Annotated in this window: 14 protein-coding genes; 10 read left to right on the top strand and 4 right to left on the bottom strand. The window is 51.0% G+C overall.

Annotation, left to right across the window (positions count from 1 at the left end):
* Positions 1–41 precede the first annotated feature (41 nt).
* Entirely contained in the window at positions 42–2,678 is a 2,637-nt protein-coding gene (locus tag M1L66_RS19015; RefSeq protein WP_434687656.1) for a cation-translocating P-type ATPase, read from the top strand.
* On the opposite strand, the gene M1L66_RS19010 is transcribed toward M1L66_RS19015, so the two are convergent.
* The gene (locus tag M1L66_RS19010) at positions 2,660–3,343 is read right to left on the bottom strand and encodes a CatA-like O-acetyltransferase (protein ID WP_434687654.1); all 684 of its coding nucleotides are present in this window, start codon (positions 3,341–3,343) and stop codon (positions 2,660–2,662) included. The two genes, M1L66_RS19015 and M1L66_RS19010, sit on opposite strands and share 19 nt — an antisense overlap.
* Positions 3,344–3,568: 225 nt before the next feature.
* Between M1L66_RS19010 and M1L66_RS19005 the strand changes: the two genes are divergently transcribed.
* Positions 3,569–4,138, top strand: coding sequence for a TetR/AcrR family transcriptional regulator C-terminal domain-containing protein (locus M1L66_RS19005; protein ID WP_187019339.1), 570 nt, complete (start codon positions 3,569–3,571; stop codon positions 4,136–4,138).
* A gap of 205 nt (positions 4,139–4,343) precedes the next feature.
* Complete coding sequence (fucO, locus tag M1L66_RS19000; RefSeq protein WP_434687651.1) at positions 4,344–5,492, top strand: lactaldehyde reductase; 1,149 nt, start codon at positions 4,344–4,346, stop codon at positions 5,490–5,492.
* Between the two features lie 116 nt (positions 5,493–5,608).
* Here the strand turns inward: fucO and M1L66_RS18995 are convergent, their stop codons facing one another.
* On the bottom strand, positions 5,609–6,487 hold the full coding sequence (locus M1L66_RS18995) for a hypothetical protein (protein ID WP_434687649.1): 879 nt from the start codon (positions 6,485–6,487) through the stop codon (positions 5,609–5,611).
* Positions 6,488–6,760: 273 nt separating this feature from the next.
* Positions 6,761–7,624 carry an AraC family transcriptional regulator gene (locus M1L66_RS18990; protein WP_187019342.1) on the bottom strand — a complete coding sequence of 288 codons (864 nt, stop codon included), beginning with the start codon at positions 7,622–7,624 and terminating at the stop codon, positions 6,761–6,763.
* 198 nt (positions 7,625–7,822) lie between these two features.
* On the opposite strand from M1L66_RS18990, the gene M1L66_RS18985 reads away from it, so the two are divergent.
* From M1L66_RS18985 to M1L66_RS18955, 7 genes are all read left to right on the top strand, one after another.
* Positions 7,823–9,205: an MFS transporter gene (locus M1L66_RS18985; protein ID WP_187019344.1), complete on the top strand. Its 1,383-nt coding sequence runs from the start codon at positions 7,823–7,825 to the stop codon at positions 9,203–9,205.
* Positions 9,206–9,222: 17 nt separating this feature from the next.
* The gene (locus M1L66_RS18980; protein WP_187019346.1) at positions 9,223–10,158 is read left to right on the top strand and encodes an amidohydrolase family protein; all 936 of its coding nucleotides are present in this window, start codon (positions 9,223–9,225) and stop codon (positions 10,156–10,158) included.
* 11 nt (positions 10,159–10,169) lie between these two features.
* Complete coding sequence (locus M1L66_RS18975) at positions 10,170–11,006, top strand: creatininase family protein (protein ID WP_029466436.1); 837 nt, start codon at positions 10,170–10,172, stop codon at positions 11,004–11,006.
* Positions 11,003–12,502 carry a carboxylesterase family protein gene (locus M1L66_RS18970; protein WP_187019348.1) on the top strand — a complete coding sequence of 500 codons (1,500 nt, stop codon included), beginning with the start codon at positions 11,003–11,005 and terminating at the stop codon, positions 12,500–12,502. Before M1L66_RS18975 ends, M1L66_RS18970 begins: the two co-directional genes overlap by 4 nt.
* Positions 12,503–12,605: 103 nt before the next feature.
* Entirely contained in the window at positions 12,606–14,423 is a 1,818-nt protein-coding gene (gene uidA, locus M1L66_RS18965; protein WP_187019349.1) for a beta-glucuronidase, read from the top strand.
* Positions 14,424–14,654: 231 nt separating this feature from the next.
* Positions 14,655–15,173: a hypothetical protein gene (locus M1L66_RS18960; RefSeq protein ID WP_434687646.1), complete on the top strand. Its 519-nt coding sequence runs from the start codon at positions 14,655–14,657 to the stop codon at positions 15,171–15,173.
* 374 nt (positions 15,174–15,547) lie between these two features.
* Positions 15,548–16,351 (top strand): histidine phosphatase family protein, encoded by an 804-nt coding sequence (locus M1L66_RS18955; RefSeq protein ID WP_434687644.1) that lies wholly within the window; start codon positions 15,548–15,550, stop codon positions 16,349–16,351.
* 103 nt (positions 16,352–16,454) lie between these two features.
* Here the strand turns inward: M1L66_RS18955 and M1L66_RS18950 are convergent, their stop codons facing one another.
* Positions 16,455–17,744, bottom strand: coding sequence for an alkyl sulfatase dimerization domain-containing protein (locus tag M1L66_RS18950; RefSeq protein ID WP_434687642.1), 1,290 nt, complete (start codon positions 17,742–17,744; stop codon positions 16,455–16,457).
* Positions 17,745–17,779 lie beyond the last annotated feature (35 nt).

Genomic DNA, 17,779 nt, shown 5'->3' with positions numbered 1-17,779 from the left:
GATTCCCTATTACAACCGGATGAATGGCAGGAGGTGCTGTGATGAAGGGATATTTGGATACTTCGGAGGAAGTTCTGAAAAAACTGAATACGAAACGGACAGGCCTGAGTGGAGAGGAAGCGGCCGGCAGACTTATGGCAGATGGAAAGAATAAGCTGGAGGAGGCGAAGCCGGTTCCGCTTTGGAGGCGTTTTTTGAGTCAGCTGGCCGATCCGATGATCATCATTCTGATTGCGGCAGCAGTGGTCTCTGGAATGACGGCGGTCTATGCGGGAGAATCGTTTGCGGATGTGATCATTATTATGATCGTCGTTCTCATCAATGCGGTGCTGGGAGTGGCGCAGGAGAGCAAGGCTGAGAAAGCCATAGCTGCCCTGCAGGAGATTGCGGCGGCCACTTCCAAAGTAATGCGGGACGGTAAGCAGCAGACGATCCGGAGCGAGGAGCTTGTGCGCGGCGATATCATCGTCCTGGAGGCCGGAGATGCGGTGCCGGCAGACGGCAGGCTTCTGGAATGCGCCAGCATGAAGGTGGAAGAAGCCGCCCTGACCGGGGAGTCGGTGCCGGTTCTCAAGACGGAACGCGTTCTTTTCCTGGAGGAGGGGACGAAGGACATTCCACTGGGCGACAGGAAGAACATGGTCTACATGGGAAGCACGGTCGTATATGGCCGCGGAGCCGCGGTCGTGACAGGCACCGGCATGGATACGGAGATGGGGAAGATCGCGGATGCCCTGACTCAGGCAAAGGATAATGAGACGCCGCTTCAGGGAAAGCTTTCCCAGCTGAGCCGAATTCTCAGCGTGCTGGTGCTCGCCATCTGCGTGATTATATTTGCAGTCAGCTTACTGCGCGCCTATCCGGCCATTTCCGGGCATACGGTCATGGATACGTTTATGATCGCCGTGAGCCTGGCGGTGGCAGCCATACCGGAAGGACTGGCGGCCGTTGTCACCATCGTGCTCTCCATCGGCGTCACCAACATGTCCAGGAAACATGCTATCATCCGGAAGCTGACGGCCGTGGAGACTCTTGGGTGCACCCAGATCATCTGTTCCGACAAAACGGGAACGCTGACGCAGAACCGGATGACCGTCGTAGAACACACCGGATCCGACGAGACGGCACTGGCGGCGGCTATGGCACTCTGCAACGACGCCCATTTAAACGATAAGAATGAGGCGGAGGGAGAACCCACCGAGGCGGCTCTCGCAGCCTACGCATGGTCCGTAGGACTTAACCAGAACCTCTTAAAACAGGAGTATGTGCGGATCGGTGAGGCACCCTTCGATTCCATGCGGAAGATGATGTCGACCGTACACGTAAAGGCGGATGGAACCGTTATTCAGTTCACGAAAGGCGCTCCGGATGAGGTTCTGAAACGCTGTACTCACATACTGTCGGATGGAAAGGCCGTTCCGCTGCGTGAGGAGGACAGGGAAAGAATTCTCCTCGCCAATAAATCGCTGGCCGACCGGGCTCTCCGTGTCCTTGCGGCGGCTGCGAGAGAGTACACGGCCCGCCCCGACGGATGGGAGGCCGGAGAGCTGGAGCAGAAGCTCTGTTTCCTCGGTCTCACCGGGATGATCGACCCGGTGCGCCCCGAGGTGCTGCCTGCCATCGAAGAGTGCCGCAGAGCCGGAATCCGTCCTATTATGATTACCGGCGATCATAAAGACACGGCGGTGGCCATCGCCATGCAGCTTGGCATCATCATATCACCGGAACAGGCCATCACAGGCGCTGGTCTCGACGAGATATCTGATGAGGACTTCGGCAATGAGATTGAAAAGTATTCCGTTTACGCCAGGGTCCAGCCGGAGCACAAGGTGAGAATCGTAAATGGGTGGAGAGAGAAAGGCTGTATTACCGCCATGACGGGAGACGGAGTTAACGACGCGCCTTCCATCAAGAATGCCGATATCGGTGTGGGAATGGGAATTACCGGAACCGATGTGACGAAGAATGTGGCGGATATGGTGCTGGCGGACGATAATTTTGCCACGATTGTCTCCGCGGTGGGAGAGGGGCGGAGAATATACGATAACATTCGAAAGTCCATACAGTTTCTCCTGTCATCCAATTTATCAGAGGTGCTGTCCATCTTTTTTGCGACGCTTCTCGGCTTTGTCATCCTGAAGCCGGTCCACCTCCTCTGGATCAATCTGATTACCGACTGCTTCCCGGCGCTGGCGCTGGGCATGGAGGAGCCGGAAAAGGACGTTATGAACCGGCCGCCCCGCAGCCCGAAGGAAGGGATTTTCTCAGGCGGGGTCGGACTGAATGTGGTGGTTCAGGGAATTGCGGTGACCGTAATCACCCTGGCTTCGTATCTGATCGGCCATTATCTGGAGGCGGGCGTGTGGGAGATTACGAACAGTGCGGATGGCATGACCATGGCGTTTCTGACTCTGTCCATGACGGAGATATTTCACTCCTTCAACATGCGGTCTCTGAATCAGTCGGTATTTACGTTAAAACATCATAATCCGTGGCTGTGGCTGTCCATGGCGGCTTCCTTTCTGTGCACGACCGTGGTCATCTACGTCCCGTTCCTGTCCGATGCGTTTGAATTTGAACACATTTCCCTGACCGAGTATGCGGTGGCAATCGGACTGGCCTTCTGCATTGTTCCGTTTGTGGAAGGGACGAAATGGCTTCAGAGAAGGCGGAAATGAGGAACATCCTCTGCAAATGCCTCCGCTTCGGACTGCAGGGTTTCCAGAAAGCGATTGATATGGTATCCGTCAGTCGCCGCGTGATGGCAGGTAATGGAGAGAGGCATCATAATTCTGCCGTCTTTTTCATAGAATCTTCCTGCCTCAACGGACGGAAGATAGTACGGCTTATTCTCATAGGAGTGAACCGAAAAATGCTTAAATGACACCCAGGGAACACAGGAAATGGTATAGGCATTGGCGGGAGGTGTCTGCCCGGCTTGAGCCAGGACGCCGTGACTGCCGCCGTACCTCCTCTGGTTGTCCAGGTAGGACTGATAAAACGCTATGAAATCATCTGTGTACTCCGTCCACATAAAGGAAAAGGTCTTATCATCCTCATGAAAGGCCGCGTAAAGCGGTGTGAGTGTGTCGAAGCAGCCAACCTGCCCGTCCAGTTCGGCTAATTTGAATTCCTTCTGCATTTGAAGCGTCCTGGTGACGAGCCATAAGTAAGCCGGGAAGAACTTGATACCGGCATGCTTCAGAGCTGTTCTCATCGCCGTAACATCGAGATCGACGGTCAGGGAATATCCGGTCGGAGCCATTTTCGAGAAATAGTAAAACATCTGCCCTCTCGGCCATGTCTGCATGTCAAGCGGTGTAAATTTAACAGTTTGATCCATTGTGATACCTCCTTTTCCTCTATTATAGGGACTTCCAATGAAAATACAATCAACGCTCCGTAGACTGCCGCTGTTATCCCTGTTCCATTTGAAAAATTCAGTGTTTTATGGTAGGATGAAGAAAACCCTGCACACAAAAGAAGTCAGACACTCACGGCAGTGGCCACATGGACATGCCCGTCTGGCCTGCTGCCTTCGTGTGAATAAACGATACAGGAGCATAGAATGACGGCTTATGTAAGTAAGAATGAGAAAACAAAATACCGGCTGGCAGACTCTGTCAAGCAGTGCATGATGACGACGCCAGTGGATAAAATCACGGTTCAGAACATCGTGGATGGCTGTGATATGACGCGTCAGACCTTTTACAGGAATTTTAAGGACAAGTATGACTTGATCAACTGGTACTTCGATAAGCTGGTGCTGGAATCCTTTGCCCGGATCGGCGTGGAGAAAACGGTCTGCCAGAGCCTGGAGGAGAAGTTTGAATTTATCAAGAAGGAGAAGGTGTTCTTTACCGAGGCCTTCCGTTCGGATGATTACAACTCTCTGAAGGAACACGATTTTGAACTGATTATGGGGTTCTATAGGGAACTGATCACGCGTAAGACCCATAAGCCTCTGGAGGAGGAGATTCAATTTTTGCTGGAGATGTACTGCCGCGGATCCGTCTATATGACTGTGAAATGGGTCCTGGGCGGCATGAAGCAGACCCCGGGAGAGATGGCGGCCAGCCTGGTGGAAGCCATGCCGCCGCGGCTTTCAGCTGTGTTTCAGGAGGCCGGGCTCGTATAATGTGGATCGGAGGGCGTTGCCTGGCTGTTGGTATAGGAAGTATTGATATTGTATAGAAATAAAGTTACAGTTTGCGGGATTTGTAACATTTGTTACAAACGAAGGGGATTGTAACTTTATTTTTTTGATTGGTTTTGTTAAAATAATAACAGAAAGTAAATGGTATCCATAAGACCCATAAAAGATAGGAAAAGGAGAGATTATCATGGCAAACAGAATCGTTTTGAATGAAACATCGTATCACGGTGCAGGTGCAATCAATGAAATTCCGGGAGAGGTAACAAAGAGAGGGGTCCATAAGGCATTTGTTGCATCCGATCCTGATCTGGTAAAATTCGGCGTAACAGCGAAGGTGACAAAGATTCTGGAAGAGAATGGAATGGACTACGAGGTTTATTCCAACATCAAACCAAACCCAACCATAGAAAACGTACAGACCGGTGTTGAGGCATTTAAGAAATCCGGTGCAGACTATATTATCGCTATCGGCGGCGGTTCCTCCATGGATACCTCCAAGGCCGTAGGCATCATCATCACGAATCCAGAGTTTGCCGATGTCAGAAGCTTAGAGGGCGTGGCTCCGACCAAGAATCCGTGTGTTCCGATTCTGGCTGTTCCGACGACAGCGGGTACGGCGGCAGAAGTTACCATCAACTATGTAATTACCGACGTTGAGAAGAAACGCAAATTCGTCTGTGTTGATACACACGATATTCCGGTTGTCGCTTTCGTTGATCCGGAGATGATGTCCAGCATGCCGAAGGGATTAACTGCTTCCACAGGTATGGATGCGCTGACCCATGCGATCGAGGGCTATACCACAAAGGGAGCCAATGAGATCACAGACATGTTCAACTTAAAGGCGATTGAAAAGATCGCTTCCAGCTTAAGAGATGCGGTTGAGAATAAGCCGGAAGGCCGTGAAGGCATGGCTCTGGGCCAGTACTTAACCGGTATGGGATTCTCTAACTGCGGACTTGGCATCGTTCATTCCATGGCTCACGCCCTGGGCGCCGTATACGACACACCGCACGGTGTTGCCAATGCCATCCTGCTTCCGACCATTATGGAATACAATGCAGATGCTACGGGTGAGAAGTTCCGCGCCATCGCTAAGGCCATGGGTGTAGAGGGAACAGAGACCATGACCGTGGAAGAGTACCGCAAAGCGGCAGTTGAGGCAGTTAAGAAGCTGTCCCAGGACGTTGGAATTCCGGCTGACTTAACGGCTATAGTTAAGGAAGAGGATATTCAGTTCCTGGCTGAGTCCGCTGTAGCAGATGCATGCGCACCTGGAAATCCTAAGGATGCGAGTCTGGAAGACATTATTGCGCTGTATAAGAGCCTGATGTAAGATCGGCCGGACGGGAGTTCGGACAAACTGCAGTGTAAGAGAAGATTAATAGAGCGGAGATGCCGTTTCATCGATGAAAAGTCATTGATGAAACGGCTCTTTTTATGGATTGTATGTTAGTTTTGTGTCTGCTTTGAAAAAATGGTGTAATAGTTTATGGCCTCTTCTTCCATTAACGAAAAATTGGCCTGCAGCTTTTGAATAATACGCTGTTTCGGGATGTTTTCGGAAATATTATCCTGAATAAAGACCTGGATGCCTTTTTCCTTCCCCCGTTGATACCCTTCCTCCATCAACATCTGTCCGACTAATGTCATCTGCATCTCCTCCTCCAGTTTTTTCGCGTATACCCGGTCAATGATTTTGTCTGTAAAGGTCAGGATTCCGGCTATTACCTTCAGCTGGCCCTCCCTGTCAGGCAGTCGTTTACCGAGATTTACGGCTTTTTCAATCGTTTCCTGCTTGCGCTTTTTTCCTTTTACGGTCAGCGGCAGAATCATCAGTTCCATCAATTCTTCTTCCGTCAGTTTTTCTCCGACGTCGATTTTGTTCTTCAGGCGGTCGTAGATCTGACTGCCGTCTAAATGGATTAAGTAGGCGGATTCCACGACCAGGATCAGGCCGCCTAAATCATACCGTTCTTCTGCACGCTCCACATCGGCCGTATAGATGACAACCATCTTGAGCTGCTTTAAATCTTTCAGTTCCCTGCGAATTGCAAAACGGCGGATGACTCTGGCAATGTAATTGAGATATTTTACGAAGTTTTCTCTGCTGAAGGAGGATTCATAGTCGATGATGGCTAAAGAACCGTCGCTTAACAGGAATAAATTGTCCAGCCTCAATTCATTGCTTTCGATGACGGGCAGGTTCGTAGGCAGGATATCCACAATCTTTAGCTCCGGAAGTCCGAAAGCGGCGAGACTTTTCCCTTTTAAGGTTTCTGCCATCAGCTTGGATGTAATATCCTTGTTCTGAAATGCGATTTCTTCCATTTCTTTTTTTTCTCCTTTTATTATACGTAAATAAACGGACAGTTTCAAGAGTTCCGTCCTTAAATTATCAAATCGCATCACCTGCCTTTAGTCCGGTTTTTCATGATTTCAGGGATAATTTTCTGATGTTGTTTGAGATATTCAGAACATCACCATCTTCCGGCAGAATGCGGAAATGGGATAGGATAATCATATGACAGACGTACGGAAAAGTCAAGTATTATTTACCTGAATAAATGGTAAGCTTCAGCACGCATCTTCGCAATAATGCTTCTACGCATCATGGCGATGGAAATTCTTAAATTCCCGCGGCGATATGCCATACTCCTTCTTAAAGGAACGGTAGAAGGAAGAATAGTCTGGAAAACCGCAGCTCTCCCATATTTCCTGGAGCGGGACTCCGGACAGGATTCCGTTTTTGGCCGCGATCAGACGGCGCTGGATCACGCAGTGATGGAAGGACACCTGCATGTTCTTCTGAAAGGTGTGGGAGATGGTGGAGGGGCTTACGAGAAAATGCTTCGCCGTCCCTTCCAGCGTGATCTTCTCCCTTAAGTGTTCGTCAATGTAGCGGAATAAATCATCCACCAAAACGCTTTTTTCCGCGGCCGGCATCTGCAGATCCTGATAGTAATAGGTGCGGCTTATGTGGGCCATGAGGCTGATTACTGCGGTCCGGGTGCAGTATCCCCAGCCCAGCTTCTGCTCCTCCGTCTCCTTTAAGGCAGCGGAAGCAGCGGAAAAAAGCCCTGACCACGTCGCCCGGGTGGAGCGCAGAAGATAGCTCCCGCGCTTCTGACACTGTTCAAAGGCAAAATTCAGATCCGGAAATTCCTCGCACTGCTGATGCCAGTAGGCGGCGTTGATCCAGATGACGTACCGGGAATACGGTTCCTTAAGCGGCTCCGGAAAGAGCGGCTGGTGACTGACTCCGGGCGGAATGAGCAGAATATCCCCCTGTTGGATGCGAAAGCGCTTGTCCCCTAAAAGATACTGGATATTGCCGCTTTTGCAAAGCAGGATCTCATAAAATGTATGGCTGTGCAGGAAAACATGGCCGGTATTGTCTGTATTGGTCTGAATGCGGATTTCCGTACAGGAATCCTCCATCTGTATTTCTTTCCAAAAATTAATCATAGGACCTCCATGGTTAAAATGCATAAAAAGTTGAAAGAATATTATTGAAAATAAATAAAACCTCATAACTTATTTGCAAGAATTACAATGTATAATGCAAGATGCGCAATTTAAATTGCTAAAACTACACAATATAATAGAACTATAACAAATGAACATAAGAATTTCAAGTCTTATGGGGAGAAAAGGAGAGGTTTTATGAAAGAGATACGAAAATTTGGAATCAGAGACCAGATCGGATATGTATGCGGTGATATGGCGGGCAGCTTTGTGAACCTGTATGTCGATGCATTTTTCCTCACATTCTGTACGTATGTGCTGGGAATCAAGGCAGCGTGGATGGGAAGTATGTTTCTGTTTGCAAGGCTGTGGGATGCATTTAACGATCCGATGATCGGTTCCTTTCCGGACAGATGGCAGATAGGAAAGAGTGGGGACAAATTCAAACCCTACATTAAGATTGCAATGATTCCGCTGGCTATATCCGGCCTGCTGTGTTTTGCTGATGTCAGCAGCTGGGGTTCCCTGGCGAAACACGTCTGGGTCGTATTCGCTTACATCGTATACGGAATGAGCTATACCGGAACTTCCATGCCATTTGGCTCCATGGCCTCTGTTGTGACCAATGACCCGATCGAGAGAACGAAGCTTTCCAGAGCCCGTTCCATCGGCGGCACAATCGTCGGAATCGGAGCCATTTCACTGGTTCCTCAGTTCGTATTCAACAAAGCGGGCGAAGTCGTGCCGAGTGGTTTCTTCAAGGTTGCGGTGGTATTCGGAATCTTATCCATGATCTGCTACTGCCTGCTGCTGCATTTTACCACAGAGCGCGTTCGTCAGCCGAAGGTGGAAGGCGAGAAGTTCAATTACGGCAAGGTGTTAAAGAGTGTATTTAAGAACCGTCCGATGCTGGGCGTTATGCTGGCAACGGTAGGAAGCCTTCTGTTCATCACCGGCAACAGCCAGCTGGGAAGTTACCTTTACAAAGAATTCTATCATGCGCCGCAGGTACTGACGCTGGTGTCCTTAATCAGTATTCCGATTATGCTGGTATTCTTCCCGCTGATCCCGAAGCTGAGCCAGAAATATGGAAAACGCAACGTCATTTTAGTGTGCTCCGGCTACAACCTTGTGATTTCCCTGATTCTGTTTATGATGCCGATTCAGAACGTGTACTTATTCCTGGTGATCAACACCCTGGCGACCAGCGGACAGACGGCATTTACCATGCTGATCTGGGCGTTTGTTACGGACTGTATCGATTACCATGAGTACCAGACCGGAGAGCGCAGCGACGGAAGCCTTTACTCCATCTACACATTCTCCAGAAAGATCGGTTCCACGCTGGCATCCACCATCGCTTCCTTCTCACTGGGCGCGATCGGCTATATTTCCGGTATTGAGGCACAGACTGCCGCTGTCGCCGGTCATATTCGTTCCCTCTGCACCTTTATTCCGGTAGCGACCTGCGTGCTGGAGCTTCTGGGCATCGGACTCGTATATAACCTGACCAACAAGAAGACGACGGAAATGTACGCGGTGCTGAAGAAACGGAGAGATGAGGGCGAGAATCAGGCATAGGAGTGAGGAGATGCGGAATGGAAAAAAAGATCGATATTCATCTTCATTTGAGTGAACGTCCGATTCCCGACGGGCTGGGAATGAAGATATCCAGCGGTGCGGAAATGCTGCCGCATCTGGATGAGCTTGGAATCGGGTTTGGAATCATCATGTCGTCGGGCGAGAAACAGGCGATGTTCGGCTCCAACGCTTCGTGCAGAAGAATCGCGGAACAGTATCCGGACCGGTATGCCTGGATGTGCGGCCTGGATGAGACGGAACCAGAGACGGTATACGAGAGGTTAAAGCAGTACCGGGAAGAGGGCGCCGTCGGTGTCGGAGAACTGGCTGTCAACCACAGACTGGATCATCCGTTTTTAGAGGCGGTATTTCAGGCGGCGGAAGCTCTTGGCCTGCCGGTGCTGTTCCATATGAGCCCGGAGGAAGGCTTCCAGTACGGTGTGGTGGATGAGCCGGGGCTGCCCCTTCTGGAACGGGCTTTAAATAAGTACCCAAAGCTGATATTTATTGGCCACAGCCAGCCATTCTGGCACGAGATATCGGGCGGCGCGGGGATATCCCGGGAAGAGCGGTATGAGTGGGGAAAAGGGCCGGTGACGCCCGGCGGCCGGCTGGGTCAGCTGTTCGAAAAATATCCGAATTTGTATGGAGATTTGTCGGCCAATAGCGGCGGATGCGCCATGATGCGGGATGAGGCGTTCGGTCTGGCGTTTCTGGAGGCCTGGAAGGACCGGCTGATGTTTGGAACGGACATGGTAAATGTGGACATGGAATTTCCGCTGGGCGGATGGCTGGATCAGAAGGTGGAGGAGGGAGCGCTCTCCATCTCCGCCTGTCAGGCCATTGTGAGCGGCAATGCAAAACGTATCTTTGGGCTGGGCCGGAAGCTGGCTGTAAATGCGGAAGAAAAGACCGATGAGAAAACAGAAGAGAAGATGGTGAAAGGAGATTAGGGATGGAGGAAATGAGAACGAGGATTCTGCCCCGGATGCTGAATGACGAGGCAGAAACGTATCTGACACGCAACGATGTCATCATTGTTCCGGTGGGAACGGTGGAACTCCACGGGGGACTGCCCCTTGACAGCGAAACGGTAATCAGCGAGGCATTCGCTCTCCGGATGGCAGAGGCGGCCGACGGGCTGGTGCTGACGGGACTGCCGTATTTCTACGCCGGTGCCACGGCCATCGGACGCGGAACGACTCAGGTCAGCGTGCGGGAAGGCATCGACTATCTGGGAGCGATTGCGAGAAGTCTTCTCCGTCAGGGCTTCAAGCGCCAGATTTACGTCAGCTTTCACGGCCCCGCCCATATGACCTGCTGTCCGATGATCCGGGATTTCTTCGATGAGACTGGCGTCCCGATTCTTTATATGGATCTGACGATGCAGATGTTCCAGAGTGCGCGGGATTTATTCAAGACAATGGACAGTTTTCATGCCATCACAGTCGGCGCGTACCAGATGATGGGCCGTCTGGAGGATGTTCCGTTTACCACGGGATACTGCCATCAGGAGCCACAGACGACGAAGCCGTTTGACCATCTGTTCAGCCTGGCTTACCAGAGCGGCAGCATCGGCTACTGCTTTGGCGACGCGAAGGATCATATGAGTACGCCTGCGATTCCTGACGCGGCTAGGAGAAAAGAACTGGCGGACGAAGGGGAGATGCTGATCAATGAGATCGTAAAGCGCCTGGATATGAGAACCATTACAGAGGAAATGAGGTCTTTGGAAGCCTTTGAACAGGAGGTTATGGAGCGGTATCCCTGGATTCCGGCCGCTGGCGGGCAGAAGAGATGACGGACGAAATCGAGAAAGAAACAGAGAAGGAAATCGGGAAAGAAATAGAAAAGATAATCGAGAAAGAAATTGTGAAAGAAATGAAACAGGAAATGAAGAAATCAGAGATACAGACGGAGTCCGGCGAATCGTCTAAGCTGATCGGGACACCGTGCGGAACTGTGAGAGGAACTGTCTCCGCAAAGGGAGACTGCATTGTCTATAAAGGAATCCGCTATGCAAATGCGAAACGTTTCCAGTACCCTGAAGAGGTGACGCACTGGGACGGCATCTATGAGGCCGACCGGTTCGGAAACTGTTCTTATCAGCCGAGAGCGTTCTATGATGAGGAAAAGGTGCCGGAAAAGGCATTTTATTACCATGAATTCCGGGAGGGAGAGTCCTACACCTACAGCGAGGACTGCCTGTTCCTAAACATCTGGACGCCGCTGGAGCCGGAGAACGCACCGGTTCTGTTATATATTCACGGAGGCGGATTCAAGGGCGGATGCGGCCATGAGAAACATTTTGACGGCGCGGCCTACTGCCGTCAGGGAATCCTTGTGGTGACGATCAACTACCGGCTGGGACCACTTGGATTTGCCTGCATGGAAGAGTGGAAGGCTGAAACGGGGCACGCCGGCAATTACGCCATGTACGACCAGATGGCGGCCTTATCATGGGTCCGCCGCAATATCGCCGCGTTTGGCGGCAATCCGGACCGGATCACCCTGATGGGACAGTCGGCCGGCGCCATGAGCGTGCAGCAGCACTGCCTCTCCCCGCTGACGAAAGGCAGCATCTGCGGAGCCATAATGATGAGCGGTGGCGGTGTGACGGAAGGATTTGCCGCCGCCGCGTCTTTGAAGGATGTGGAACCCTTCTGGCGTGAGTTGGACCGCAGGGTGACCGAAGCGAGCGGAAAGGGTATGAGGGAGGCAGAGCCCGCTGTAATCTTTGAAGTATTTAACGCGCTGTCGAAGGAGCGCCCCGACGTGGCCATGGTCTGCGGCCCGATTGTGGACGGTGCGTTTTTGCCGGAGCCGGCCATGGAAATCGTCAGAAACGGCGGGGCTCACGAGATCCCTTATCTCATGGGCTCTACCAGTGAGGATATCGTTCCTCCGATTGTACATAAGATGGCAAAGGGATGGGCAAGACTGCAGTCTGACCTGGGAAGATGCCCCTCCTACGCATTCTTCTTTGACAGGCAGCTGCCGGGGGATGACCGGGGCGCCTGGCATTCCGCGGATTTGTGGTATGAATTCGGTACGCTGGAAAACAACTGGCGTCCGTTTGAGGCCTGGGACCGCGAACTTTCAGACTGTATGGTGCGCTGCTTTTCCAATTTTATCCGCACCGGAGATCCCAACGGCGGCGGCCTTCCCCAATGGCTGCCTATGAAAAAAGGCCAGAACCGTGTCATGCGTTTCGGTGATAAAACCGTGGCAATGGGATACGTCTCCATTGCGAAGCTGAACCATACCATGCGAACGAAACCTTCGGTTGGTGAGTAAATAACCTAAAAATTGTCCGGATTCCCGTCAAAACTGTCCTAGCAGTGTTGGCGGGAAATCTGTTATACTGATAACAGAACAATAAAAGGAGAGTGTATGGGACATGTTATATCCAATTTTAACGCAGTCAAGGGGACTGATGGATTTAAGCGGCGTCTGGGCATTTAAACTGGATGAAGGCCGGGGATTTGAAGAAAAATGGTATGAACGGCCACTGGAGGCAGCAATGACTATGCCCGTTCCGGCGTCTTACAATGATTTAAAAGAGGGAGAAGCGTTCCGTGACCATTACGGCTGGTGCTTCTACCAGAGAACGCTGGCGGTGCCGTCCTACATGACGGGTCAGCGTCTGGTTCTGCGCTTTGCCGCAGTTACACACATTGCGAAGGTTTATCTAAACGGTGAACTGATCGCAGAGCATAAGGGAGGCTTCCTCCCGTTCGAGGTACAGATCAACGAGTATCTGAGAGAAGGGGAGAATCTCCTGACGGTGGCGGTGGACAACCGAATCGACCATACCACCCTTCCGGTCGGCAGCGAGTCGGGCAGCGGTATGGGAGACTTAATGGGAATGGGAGGAGGAAGGACCTCCAGAAAGAGAAACAATCCCAACTTCGACTTCTTTAATTACTGTGGAATTACCCGCCCTGTCAAGCTTTATACGACTCCGGCTGCGTATGTACAGGACATCTTCTTAAACGCGGAGGTGGATAATACGACAGCGCGTATTGCCTACCACCTTGAGACCGCGGGAGAAGCAACAGCGAAGATCGCCGTATATACGAAGGACGGCAGGCTGGCGGCGGAAGCGGAAGGAACCGACGGTACCCTGGAGATTTCCGATGTTGTCCTGTGGCAGCCGCTCTGCGCCTATTTATATGAGGTGAGAGTGACCTTCGGTGAGGATGTCTACTCCCTTCCTTACGGTGTCCGCACTGTAAAGACGGAAGGCGGAAAATTCCTGATCAACGGCCGTCCGTTCTATTTCAAGGGCTACGGCAAACACGAGGACACGTTCCCGGCCGGCCGAGGGCTTAACATGCCTATGAACACGAAGGATATTTCCCTGATGAAGTGGCAGGGAGCCAACAGCTTCCGCACGAGCCATTATCCGTACAGTGAAGAGATGATGCGTCTGTGTGATGAAGAGGGAATCGTGGTGATCGACGAGACACCGGCAGTCGGAGTTCATTTGAATTTTGGAGGCGGCGCAAACTTCAAGGACGGTAAGCGGGTCAACACCTTTGATCCGCCGGAAGATGGCGGAATCCGGACGCACGAACATCATATGGACGTAGTCCGCGATATGATTCTGCGTGACAAGAATCACGCCTGTGTTGTCATGTGGAGTATTGCCAACGAGGCCGATTCCGGCGGACCTGGCGCCTACGCTTACTTTAAACCGTTATACGATCTGGCAAGGGAGACCGATCCTCAGAAACGTCCCTGCACCATCGTCAGTGTCCAGATGCCTAATTACAAGGAGGACTGCACCATCCAACTGAGCGACGTCTTCTGCTTAAACCGCTATTACGGCTGGTATGCCTGCGGCGGCGATTTAGACATGGCAAAGGAGCTGTGCCGGGAAGAGCTGACCTTTTGGAATTCCCTCGGTAAACCGTTCATGTATACAGAATACGGAGCGGACACAGTAAGCGGCTTTCACGACACGACTCCGGTGATGTACACGGAGGAGTATCAGGTAGAGTACTATAAGGTCAATCACGAGGTAGCGGACTCCCTGGAGAATTTCGTAGGCGAGCAGGTATGGAACTTTGCCGATTTTGCCACCAGCCAGAGCCTTCTCCGGGTGCAGGGCAACAAAAAGGGAATCTTCACAAGAGACAGAAAGCCGAAGCTGGTCGCCCATTACCTCCGCAACCGCTGGACGAAGATTCCGGAATTTGGATATAAAAAATAGTAAAGATACAGTGGTGATAAAATTCCTTTTCGAATCAGAAAAAACCATGAAATCAGCTGTTTGACATTTCTATGTACAAATATTAGAATGAAGAGGCTGGTACAGCATTGTGCAATTAACAGTGAATAGAGCAAGCACTCTATTCATCATTAATTACGCAATGCTGTACTGGTTATGTGTCTGTTCGCCTTAGGCGGAAAATACGGTGTATGGGGGAATGCGTGAAAGAATATGTTATCTGTAGAAAATTCTAAAATGAAAGATCGCAAATTGATACTTATGGCAAGATTCTCCATAGACTATACACAGGATAAACTGATTCCTGAAATAGAAACGAACTGTGTTGAATATCGTGTAGATCCTCAGTTAGCCGCAAATTTTCAAAGAAATAAATTTGCGGCTAACAGTCTGTATTTTCATCATGCTCATGCTTATGCAGATATACCAATCGGTCAGGAATATGAAGCAATTGCTCGTATGTGCCGGGGTATCATCATACCCGATTCCATCTTGCGATGTAAGACAACTGTACTCGCTTTCTTTTCGGCTTACAAAACGCAGCCCTTTCCTCACGCGAGTCATGGACATCATGAAAACAGCCTGATACAGTTTCAAGATGGAATCCCAGATATGATTTTTGATCTCTATGAAATTACAGACAAAACAACCTCTCTTGCGTATACACCGGACATTTGTCTGTGTACTTATGAAACCCTCAAGGCAAATGGCATTAAAGATTTTAAAATGTGAACCACTGGAAAAATCATACAGTTTGAAGCAGCAAAACAGGATGCTGCAGTAAAAGAGGAGGCGAGTGGCTTTTTAATTTCGACTTATATGCCGAGCGAGTCTGATAAATATAATTGCTTCGACTCATTGGTATAAGGCGTCGATCCGATACGAATGGCCGTATTCCGTTCAGCAGCGGGATGCAGTCATTTTTTTGTTGTCTGCCTGCGCCTCCGTGAATCCGTTGACAGGACCGAAAGAGTCAATTTCCGTGTATGATTTGGTTAAGATATGCGTAGATCGTGCCTGGAAAAATGATTACAATGAGATAGAACCAGGGGTGGTAGGATTCTGACCAGACCAAATAAGTACAATAAACAACGGAGGAGAGAATAATGAGACAAAGAAGAGTGATGGCAATTATGATGGCGGGGATTTTATGCGTATCAACGGCCCTGACAGGCTGTGCGAAGGCACCGGAGAAAGAACAGACCGAGGCGCAGGCCATGGAGCCGGCACCGGTGACCCTGTATTTGACGCGGCACGGGAAGACCATGCTCAATACGACAGGGCGTATGCAGGGCTGGTGTGATTCTCCGCTTACGGAGGATGGCGCGGCGGTGGCTGAAAAACTGGGACGCGGGTTAAAAAAAGCCGAAATTACTTTTGATGCGGTTTATACAAGTGACAGCGGCAGAGCAATGGAAACGGCAGAGCTGATCCTGAAGAATAATGGACAGCCGGAGGTATCCTTACAGAGAAATCCCAAAGTCCGGGAGGTGTGCTACGGAATTTACGAGGGTGCCATGCCGGCGGAAGCATACACACCGGCTGCAAAGGCACTGGGCTATGACAGTGTGGACGCTATGATGGGAGCTGTCATGGGAGGCAAGCTGAAAATTGAAGAAGCGGTAACTGCAATGGCGCAAACCGATGAGAGCAAAACCGCGGAGACGTGGGAAACTGCACAGAAGCGGGTAATGGAAGGAATCCGTGAGATCGCGGGTGAGGCCGCAGAGCGCGGGCAGAAACAGGTTTTGGTGGTTTCACATGGGATGGCCATTTCAGCAGCAGTTGCTGCCATCGACCCGGATGCAGCAGTGGGAGAACTGGGAAATGCCTCCATCACAAAAATTATCTATGACAACGGAACGTTTACCGTGGAATCGGTAAATGATATGAGTTATATAGAAGAATAGAGATCAGCAAGAGGGTAGAAAAGGATAGGAAAGACGGCGATTGACCGTATTTTCCCTATCCTTTTTTACTTACTATAAAGAGCACTTCAAAGTTTAACGGAGCCTATTCCTTATCCAGCTCTTTTGCACAGCTGAGATAATAGTGGCGGCCGTTCGCGCTGGTTTCCAGTCCGGCGAGTTGTCTCAGACTTTCGGCCTTCCAACGGCGGGCGTTTGTTTTCTCCCCTTCGGATACGATGTCTCCGGCGCCAAGAAGAAGGTCGCAGAGCTCGGAAGCCCACTGGAATTCCGATTCCTCCAGAGCCGTTTTGACAGCTGTTGAAATGGCCTGCTCACCGCCGGCCAGTTTTATCAGATTGCGGGAATATTTCTCCGGTGCGGTACGGTTTAAATTGGACGGATTGCCGTCAAACCATCCCACATATCCCTGATAGATGGCGCGCACAGACCACTGTACTGTGCCGTAATACTCCTGCAGATACGGCAGGCTGCGGTAGGTTTCAGGAAGAACCACCCGGGCAGCGGTTTCGTCCTGGGAAAGCCCCTGACTGATGCAGACGAGAGTCTCATCCAGGATGTAGCGGATGGCCTCCTTAAAATTACCGAGGACCTCTGTGATCCGGTCGTGTCCCAGGACCGGAAGCATGTGGCCTGGAAGCAGGGCCTCGGCCGGATAACTCATGATACGTTCCAGGCTGTCCACCCAGGCGGCTATGTCGCGGTACTGTCCGCCGCGGATGGCATAGAGATTGGGCCAGCAGCCGTAGTAATTGTCGCCGCAGCACATGATTCGCTCCTCCGGAAGCCAGAGAAAGATCTGGTCGTCCGTTTCGCCGACCGCGGATACCATCTCTAAGGCAACTCCATCGATGGTGCGCGTGACGGAATCTTCTGTATAAAGTGTGGTGGGAGGAAGAAACGAGTAGACGCCGTCACCGATGGCGTGGCCTTCCCGGATCCCCAGACCCTGGGTAATGAGCTCTTCGTCGGTCAGTCCATAGCCGAACTGACGGAAGGTCCTTTTGTTTAAGATTGGATTAATTCGTTCTGTCCCCTTTAATACGGCCTTTTGGGGCGCGAAGGCGATGATCTCCTCCACCGTGTCCCGGAACGCGCTACAGCCGCCCCGGTGATCCGGATGACCGTGGGTGAAAATAATAGTCTTCACGGGTTTATCCGTCAGACGGGACAGCTCATCCTTCAGGCGTGCGGCTCTGGCATCTGAATCCAGGGTATCGACCAGAATCAGGGACGTATCCCCTTCTACGATAATACAGTTGCTGTGCCCCCAGCCGACTGCGATACGGACGCGGTCGGTGATTGTTATCATCTTTTTCGGAAACGCAGTATCATTGAATTCTTTTAATCTTGCTTCAGCATCATTACTTAACAAGTATATCCCTCCCAGCATTTGTTTTTTCTCATTTT

Source organism: Hungatella sp. SB206 (assembly GCF_051132295.1).
Lineage (GTDB): Bacteria > Bacillota > Clostridia > Lachnospirales > Lachnospiraceae > Hungatella > Hungatella effluvii.
Note: the sequence above shows the minus strand (reverse complement) of the source record. Positions and strands in the feature narration are given on the sequence as shown.

Coding starts and splice junctions, on each gene's coding strand:
- M1L66_RS19005 (WP_187019339.1), top strand. CDS start 3,569: ATGACGGCTTATGTAAGTAAGAATGAGAAAACAAAATACCGGCTGGCA.
- M1L66_RS19010 (WP_434687654.1), bottom strand. CDS start 3,343: ATGGATCAAACTGTTAAATTTACACCGCTTGACATGCAGACATGGCCG.
- M1L66_RS18980 (WP_187019346.1), top strand. CDS start 9,223: ATGGAAAAAAAGATCGATATTCATCTTCATTTGAGTGAACGTCCGATT.
- M1L66_RS18990 (WP_187019342.1), bottom strand. CDS start 7,624: ATGATTAATTTTTGGAAAGAAATACAGATGGAGGATTCCTGTACGGAA.
- M1L66_RS18985 (WP_187019344.1), top strand. CDS start 7,823: ATGAAAGAGATACGAAAATTTGGAATCAGAGACCAGATCGGATATGTA.
- fucO (WP_434687651.1), top strand. CDS start 4,344: ATGGCAAACAGAATCGTTTTGAATGAAACATCGTATCACGGTGCAGGT.
- M1L66_RS18975 (WP_029466436.1), top strand. CDS start 10,170: ATGAGAACGAGGATTCTGCCCCGGATGCTGAATGACGAGGCAGAAACG.
- M1L66_RS19015 (WP_434687656.1), top strand. CDS start 42: ATGAAGGGATATTTGGATACTTCGGAGGAAGTTCTGAAAAAACTGAAT.
- M1L66_RS18970 (WP_187019348.1), top strand. CDS start 11,003: ATGACGGACGAAATCGAGAAAGAAACAGAGAAGGAAATCGGGAAAGAA.
- M1L66_RS18955 (WP_434687644.1), top strand. CDS start 15,548: ATGAGACAAAGAAGAGTGATGGCAATTATGATGGCGGGGATTTTATGC.
- M1L66_RS18995 (WP_434687649.1), bottom strand. CDS start 6,487: ATGGAAGAAATCGCATTTCAGAACAAGGATATTACATCCAAGCTGATG.
- uidA (WP_187019349.1), top strand. CDS start 12,606: ATGTTATATCCAATTTTAACGCAGTCAAGGGGACTGATGGATTTAAGC.
- M1L66_RS18960 (WP_434687646.1), top strand. CDS start 14,655: ATGTTATCTGTAGAAAATTCTAAAATGAAAGATCGCAAATTGATACTT.